The 8,108-nt window shown below is 22.4% G+C and carries 6 protein-coding genes and 2 pseudogenes; 7 read left to right on the top strand and 1 reads right to left on the bottom strand.

Annotated elements, in window-relative coordinates; genetic code table 4:
• Positions 1-138 precede the first annotated feature (138 nt).
• Positions 139-417: a hypothetical protein gene (locus tag MALL_RS00785; protein ID WP_005683253.1), complete on the bottom strand. Its 279-nt coding sequence runs from the start codon at positions 415-417 to the stop codon at positions 139-141.
• 300 nt (positions 418-717) lie between these two features.
• Here MALL_RS00785 and MALL_RS04600 point away from each other — a divergent pair, with 300 nt between their 5' ends.
• The 7 genes and pseudogenes from MALL_RS04600 (at position 718) to MALL_RS04575 (ending at position 7,288) form a co-directional block, all read left to right on the top strand.
• A complete protein-coding gene (locus tag MALL_RS04600) occupies positions 718-1,026 on the top strand; it encodes a type I restriction-modification system subunit M N-terminal domain-containing protein (protein ID WP_005683245.1) in 309 nt (102 codons plus the stop codon).
• Positions 1,027-1,280: 254 nt separating this feature from the next.
• Positions 1,281-2,305, top strand: a pseudogene (locus MALL_RS04595) (type I restriction-modification system subunit M).
• Complete coding sequence (locus tag MALL_RS00775) at positions 2,298-3,494, top strand: restriction endonuclease subunit S (RefSeq protein ID WP_005683248.1); 1,197 nt, start codon at positions 2,298-2,300, stop codon at positions 3,492-3,494. The pseudogene MALL_RS04595 and the gene MALL_RS00775 overlap by 8 nt, the downstream one beginning before the upstream one ends.
• Positions 3,488-4,090, top strand: coding sequence for a restriction endonuclease subunit S (locus MALL_RS04655; RefSeq protein ID WP_211204444.1), 603 nt, complete (start codon positions 3,488-3,490; stop codon positions 4,088-4,090). Before MALL_RS00775 ends, MALL_RS04655 begins: the two co-directional genes overlap by 7 nt.
• A gap of 8 nt (positions 4,091-4,098) precedes the next feature.
• A pseudogene (locus MALL_RS04585) lies at positions 4,099-4,899 on the top strand (type I restriction endonuclease).
• The gene (locus MALL_RS04580; RefSeq protein WP_005683259.1) at positions 4,848-6,518 is read left to right on the top strand and encodes an HsdR family type I site-specific deoxyribonuclease; all 1,671 of its coding nucleotides are present in this window, start codon (positions 4,848-4,850) and stop codon (positions 6,516-6,518) included. Before MALL_RS04585 ends, MALL_RS04580 begins: the two are co-directional and overlap by 52 nt.
• Entirely contained in the window at positions 6,464-7,288 is an 825-nt protein-coding gene (locus MALL_RS04575) for a type I restriction endonuclease subunit R, EcoR124 family (RefSeq protein WP_050767267.1), read from the top strand. The genes MALL_RS04580 and MALL_RS04575 overlap by 55 nt, the downstream gene beginning before the upstream one ends.
• Positions 7,289-8,108 lie beyond the last annotated feature (820 nt).

Genomic DNA, 8,108 nt, shown 5'->3' with positions numbered 1-8,108 from the left:
CTACGACCTAATTTGTTATATTTAGTTCCTTTAACTCTAGAATTAAAAAGCAATTTTCAAACTGGAATAAGTAAAATAGCTAAAATAACTAAAGATAAAGCTAAAAGCGCAATTAATAAATTTGTTTCTGTTGACATATTAAACTCCCTGACCTATGTATAAAGCAGCAACGAATAATAATGTAATTACAACTAAAACTAAAAATGTCGCTAAAGACTTAATTATTATTTGCTGTTTTGTTCATTTAATTTGATTTATATTCATCAATTTTTGTTGACCATGTTTATTGTATTTGATTAAAGATGGATCAATTTTATGATTATCATTTTCACTAAATCCATGCTCATGTAATTGTTTTAATTCTTCTCTTCTTTTTGTAATTAAATTATTATCTTGATTGATTAAATCTTGGTTCATATTTGCTCCTTACAAGTAATTTAATGTAATTATAAAAGAATATTTAAAAACTATGTGCATATATTTTAAAATATAGTGAGTTTTTATAGCACTAGATTAATTAAAATATAAATAGTGTTTTTTTAAAGACAATGTCATTTTTGATAATAATATTCTTAAATTTTTAATTTTTGAATTATTTGTTAATTTTATAGAAAAAAAGTTAATTATTAATTTGTTTTTATTTTATATTTATGATTATATATTTTATATTTGTTAAAATAATATTATTGATTTAATTAATGTCAATTAAGGAAAATTATGAACAATAAAAAAGAATTAGAACAAGCTGAAATTCATAAAACGATATGAGCAATCGCAGAAGAATTAAGAGGAACAGTTGATGGCTGAGATTTTAAACAATATGTATTAGGATTGTTATTTTATAGATTTATTTCTGAAAATATTTCATCTTACATTAATAAAATTGAAAATAAAAACGGTAATACAACTTTTGATTTTGCCACTACTAAAGACAAAGATTTTGAAAGCGCAAAAGAAACATTAATAAGTGAAAAAGGTTTTTATATAAAACCATCACATCTTTTTAAAAATGTTGTAAAACATTAAAACAATGATGAAAATTTAAACATTACACTAGAAAATGTTTTTAAATCAATTGAAAATTCTGCATTAGGTACGGACTCGGAAGAAGATTTAGGTGGATTGTTTTCGGATATTGATTTTAACTCAATAAAGCTTGGTAATACAGTTGTTAAAGAAATCAAAGATTAAATAAAATTTTATTAGCTATTGCTAATTTAAAAATTGGTAATTTTGAAGATAATAGCATCGATGTTTTTGGTGATGCATATGAATATTTAATGGCAATGTATGCAGGTGAGGCAGGAAAATCTGGAGGAGAATTTTTTACTCCCCAAGAAGTAAGTGAATTACTTGCAAGATTAACTTTAATAGATTTTAATCACCCAAATAAAAATGACAAAATAAAAGTATCAACTGTTTATGATCCATGTTGTGGATCAGGATCTTTATTGTTGAAATTTGCAAAAATTTTAGGAAAAGAAAATGTTACAGATAGTTTCAACGGACAAGAAATAAATCATACAACATATAATTTAGCAAGAATTAATATGTTTTTGCATGACATAAATTTTCATAAATTTCATATTTATAATGGGATACTCTAAAAAATCCTATGCATGAAAATTTTAAACCATTTGATATAATTGTTTCTAATCCTCCATACTCAACAAAATGAGAAGGAAAAAATAATCCTCTAAATGCTAATGATGAAAGATTTTCAGTTACTACTTTAGCACCTAATTCGAAAGCAGATATGGCTTTTGTAATGCATATGATTAATCATTTATCTTCAAGTGGTAGTGCAGCAATTGTTGAATTTCCAGGAGTATTATACAGATGTGGTGCAGAAAAAGATATTAGAGAATATTTAGTAAAAGAAAATTTAATAGATACTATTGTTAAATTACCTAATAATTTATTTTTTGGTACATCAATCTATACATGCATTTTATTACTCAGAAAAAATAAAAATGAACAGGGTATCTTTTTTGTTGATGCTTCAAAAGAATTTATTAAAAACGGGAAGAAAAACAAATTGTCAAAACAAAATTTAGAAAAAATAATTGAAATTATAAGATATAAAAAAGAGATTGAAGATTTTTCTATATTAATTGACCATGAAACAATAGCTAATAAAAATTTTAAATTAAGTGTTAATTCATATTTAAATTTTAATGATGAAGAAGAAGAAATAGATATTGAAGAATTAAATATTAAACTAAACACATCAGTAAAAAAAATTAATATCTTGCGTGAAAAAATTAATCAAATAATCATTGATCTGGAAGGTTCAGATGAATAATTTTGAAAAGTTATTAAAAAAATTTTGTCCTAATGGTGTTGAATTCAAAAAAATGGAAACATTATTAGATTATGAGCACAGTAATAAATATACAGTAAAAAACATTAAATACTCGAATCAATTTAAAATACCTGTTTTAACTTCTGGTAAAACATTTTTATTAGGATATACAGACGAAACAGAAAATATCTTTTTTTCTAGTAAAGTAAAACCAATAATATTATTTGATGATTTCACAGCAAATGTTAAGCGAGTAGATTTTAATTTTAAATTAAAATCGTCAGCTATTAAAATTTTAATCTTGAAAAATCCTAATAATAATTTAAAATATTTTTTTTATTGATTAGCCAATTTAAAATATAAACCAACTGAACACGCAAGACAGTGAATTAAAGTTTATTCACAGTTTGATATTCCAATGCCCCCTATTGAAATTCAAAACAAAATAGTGGAAATATTAGATAATTTCACTGAGCTTACAGCAGAGCTTACAGCAGAGCTTACAGCAGAGCTTACAGCTAGACAAAAACAATATAAGTACTTTAGAAATATGTTAATGGATTATGATAACAATGATTCACTATTCAACAAAATCATTAATAAAGAAACTAATAAAGATTGCAGAGAACATAATTTTATAAATAAAGATATTTTAAAAAATATAGTTTCAATAAAAAAAGGTGCTCAATTAAATAAAGATAAATTTATTAAAGGCTCTTATCCGGTTTTTAATGGTGGCGTTAAAGAATCTGGTTGACACAACGAATATAATGTTGATGAAAATACAATTATAATAAGTCAAGGTGGTTCTTTATCAGGTTATGTGAATTATATTGACCAAAAGTTTTGAGCAAGTGCTCATTGCTTTTATATTGAATGTAAAAATAATTCACCAATCATTAATAGGTACTTATATCATTTTTTAAAAAATAAACAAAAGGAATTGATGAATTCAAAAGAAGGTGCAGGTATTCCAGGTTTAGGAAAAAATATTCTTGAAGAATTAGAAATATTTATTCCATCTGTATACGTTCAAGAAAAAATTGTTGATATTTTAGATAAAATGGAAATTTATACAAAAGATATAAAAACTGGTTTACCACTTGAAATAGAATTAAGACAAAAACAATATGAATATTATAGAAATCTTCTATTAAGCTTCGATAAAATCGAAGGGGGGGGATATTAAGTAATACTTATCTAAATACCTTAGAAACTAAATGAAGACAAATCATTTTTTTAATTGATGAGATAAAATTATCACAAATTTGTAAAATAAGTACTGGTAGGCGTGTAACTAAAAATGATTTAATTGATGATGGTAAATATCCGGTATGAAGTGGTGGATATAAAAAATTTGGACAAATAAACAAATATAATTCATTAGAAAATACTTTAACTGTAGTGAAATATGGTACAGCAGGGTTTGTTAATTATATAAAAGAAAAATTTTGAGCTAACGACGTATTATACCTGTTGAACCCCTATAAACAAGAACTTTTTATAAATAAAAAATATTTATATTATTATCTAAAAAATTTCCAAGATAAATTATTTTCCCTTGCAAATGATGCTATTCCTAAACACTTAGAATTAGAAGAATTAAAAAATTTTACTATAAATTTACCCTCACTTCAAATTCAAAACAAAATAGTAGAAATTTTAGATGATTTTGAAAAATACATAAATGACATTTCAGAAGGTTTACCACTTGAAATAGAATTAAGACAAAAACAATATGAATATTATAGAAATAAACTTTTATCTTTTGATGAAAATAAATAAGGAAAATTATGAAAAAAGAAGTAACAATAGCAGAACAAAATGAAATAACTGTTATTGCTCAGTTTGAATCATCTAAAATTATTGAAACTGAATATCAAACAGAAATAAAACTTGAAGAAAAGTTTATTAATCAACTGGTATCACAAGGTTATATTTATGAAAAAAATATTAAAGATGAAAAATCGCTTTTAAATAATTGTAAAAAGCAAATTGAAAAATTAAATAATTTTGTTTTTAGTGACGATGAATGAGAAATCTTTAAAAAGGAATATTTATTTAATGCTTCTTCTTTTCTTATAGGACAAGCAAGCAATGAGATTACTAACTTTAGTTTAACATCCTTAAAAACGCATTTAATTCAAAAACATCATATTTATACATTAAAAAGAGAATTAAATAATTCCAAAATTAATATTAAAATTATTGATAAAAAAAATATTCATAACAATAATCTTCAAGTTATAAATCAGTATGAAGTTACAAATAACAAATCCAATCGTAAAAATCGTTATGATGTTACTATTTTAGTTAATGGGTTACCTCTTGTTCATATATAGCTTAAAGCAAGGGGTATAAATTTAAAGGATGCGTTTAATCAAATTGAACGTTATAATAGAGATACAATCAATAATTTATATGATTTTGTACAACTTTATGTTATTTCTAATGGGACCTTTACAAGGTATTATTCAAATACAACAAGAGAATCTGCCTTATCAAAAAAAATCAAAGTAAAGAAAAAATTCAAAAGTCATATATGTTTACTTCATATTGATCTGATTCAAAAAATAAACCTATTCATGACATAGAAGATTTTACTTCAACTTTTTTTAGAAAAAATACATTATTAAATATATTAACTAAATATTGTGTTTTTACGCATGATAATAATTTGTTAGTTATGAGACCATACCAAATTGCAGCAACCGAAAAAATAATTAGTAAAGTAAATAATGTTTTTACTTATAAAACATTTAATAAACAGGAAAAAAAAGGTGGTTTTGTTTGGCATACTACTGGTAGTGGAAAAACACTTACTTCTTTTAAAACAGCGACTCTTTTGGGAGAAAATGAAAAAGTTAAAAAAATTTTATTTGTTGTAGATAGAAAAGATTTAGATTATCAAACGATAAAGGAATATGAAAAATATCAAAAAGGTGCTGTTTCATCAAATTCTAATACAACTGAATTGAAGAAAAATTTAGAAGATGATAATAAAAAAATAATTGTAACAACAATTCAAAAATTGAGTAAATTTATTAAAAGCAATTCTAATCATGAAATATATAAGCAAAATACAGTTTTAATTTTTGACGAATGTCACCGGTCACAATTTGGAGAATTTAACAAATTAATTACTGAAAAGTCTTTTAAAAATTTTATAATTTTTGGGTTCACTGGAACACCGATTTTTTTAGATAATTCTGGACATAAAAAAAATATAAATATTGATCAAAAAGTCTTGTTAACAACAGAAAGCATTTTTGGTGTTTTATTACACTCTTATACTATTCCAGAGGCAATTAAGGATGAAAAAGTACTACCGTTTAGAATTCATTATGTTAATACAATAAAAAGTAATTATGATATAGAAAACGATGATCAAAAAGTAATGGCTATTGATACTAAAGAAGCCTTAGAAAATATTAAAAGAATATCTAAAATAACAGAATACATTTTAAAAAATTATGATGCCCCTACTTGTAGAAATAACAAAAAATATTTGACATATATAAACAACGATAATAATAATTTAACAAGATACATAAATAATGGATTTAATTCTATTTTAGCTACTCATTCTATTGAATCTGCAAAAATGTATTATCAACAATTTAAAGAACAACAAAAAGATTTAGATGATAATAAAAAATTAAAAGTTGCTTTAATTTACAGTTATTCTTCAAACGATTCTATAGAGGATAATGTATCAGGTATTATTGATGAAAATAATGAAATGGTTGAGTCATTAGATAAAGTTTCTAGAGATTTTTTAGATATGGCTATTTCAGATTACAATAAAATGTTTAATACGACTTATTCAACAAGATCTGATAGTTTTAATAACTATTACAAGGATTTTAGTAATAGGCTAAAAAAGAATGAAATTGATATAGCAATAGTAGTAAATATGTTTTTAACGGGATTTGATGCACCAACACTAAATACAATTTGAATAGATAAAAAAGTTAAACAACATGGTTTAATTCAAACCATTTCTAGAACCAATAGAATATTGAATTCAATTAAAAGCCATGGTAATGTTATTTGTTTTGTTAATTTAGAAAAACAAGTAAACGAAGCTATTTCTTTATTTTCAAATAAAAATAATATTTCAGCAAATATCATAATAATGAAAACGTTAAAAGAATATTGTGAGGGTTATATAGATGAATATGGTCAAAAAGTTACGGATACAATGAATTAATTAAAGAATTAAAATCAAAATTTCCTAATCCCGATTCAATTTTAGAAAATGGTGAAAATGAAGAGCAAAATTTTGTTAAATTATTTGGACGTATTTTAAAATACAAAAATATGTTGAGTCAATTTATTGAATATGATGAATATGAACTACTAAATGAAAGAGAAACACAAGATTTCAAAAGTGTTTACATTGATTTAAATGAAAAATATAAAAAAATAAGCCAAAATGATTTAACGAGCATTATTCCTGATTTAGTTTTCGAAGTAGAACTAATAAAGTCACAAGAAATTAATCTTGATTATATTTTATATTTAATACAAGAAAGACTATCTAGTTTAAAAGAACATAATAAACCTTTTGATAAACAAGAATTAGAAAAAATCATTAATTCTAATACTAGATTACGAAGTAAAAAAGAATTAATTTTTGCTTTTATAGATAAAGTGAATAATCAAGGAACATATAATCCTGAAAATTTTATATCAGACTATTTTGAATTTCACGAAAAACTTAAATATAAAGCATTGAATGATTTAATAGAACAAGAAGATTTAAAAGATAACGAAACCAAAGATTTTATTGCAGATTCTTTTTCAAGAGGTTATCCTAAAATTGAAAGTGCTGAAGTAATTAAATTATTTAAAAAAGAAGAAAGTTTAATTGCTCAGCCAATAGACAAAACAAAAGGTTTTAAAAATAGAAGAGAAGAACGAACAAAAAATTTATTGGAAAAAATAAAAGCATTTTTTGAAAAATTCAAAACTTGATAAAGTATGTAAAATTTACTTATTAACCTATATTTAAATGTATAAAATGCTAAATAGAAATTTAACTATTTAAATTTAATTACCACATTTATTTAGTTTTATTTACTAATCTGTAATTGAACATTAAATCTTTTTAGTTAAAATCAATAAAAATATCACTAATATGTATTTTATACAAACAAATTTTCAACTTCAAAGTTGATAAAATATTGTTTTTAAAATAATCTAAAAATAAAATAGCCAAATATAAATCTGGCTATTTTTATATAAACATTTATTGATATTTAAAGAATTTTATAAATATATTAATACTTATTTTAACTATTAAATTTAAAATTGTTTTGTTTTAAATTTGTATATTTATTAAAGATTTTAAATTTTAAAAATATATTTATTTATCAATTATTTTATTTAAGTATCTAGCTAATATGTGTTCTACAAATGTATAGTACTTTGTTATATGAAACTTTTGGACGTTTATAAAAAATATTTTGTAATTATTTTCATAAAATATAATTTTAGGAATATCTAATAATTCTATATCATGATAATCAGATAAATATTCATTATCATCAATAATTATTTTATAAAAGTAAGCAAAAATTGATATTAAAACAAAAGAGCCTTTTTTAGCGTTTTTATTGATTTCTAATTCTATAAATATTTCTTTCAGAAATTTATATATACAAAGTTAATTCCTTTAACTGAGTTATAAAGAATGTTACTTTATTATTAGTAATTTTTTTGTTAATATAATATTGATTATCAAATTTAAAATTATTAATTTTGTATAAAAAATCTAATTCATTTTCAGTGTTCACAA

The sequence above is a fragment of the Mycoplasmopsis alligatoris A21JP2 genome, assembly GCF_000178375.1.
Classification (GTDB): Bacteria; Bacillota_I; Bacilli_A; order Mycoplasmatales; family Metamycoplasmataceae; genus Mycoplasmopsis; species Mycoplasmopsis alligatoris.
This window is presented reverse-complemented; position numbering and strand designations above follow the sequence as displayed.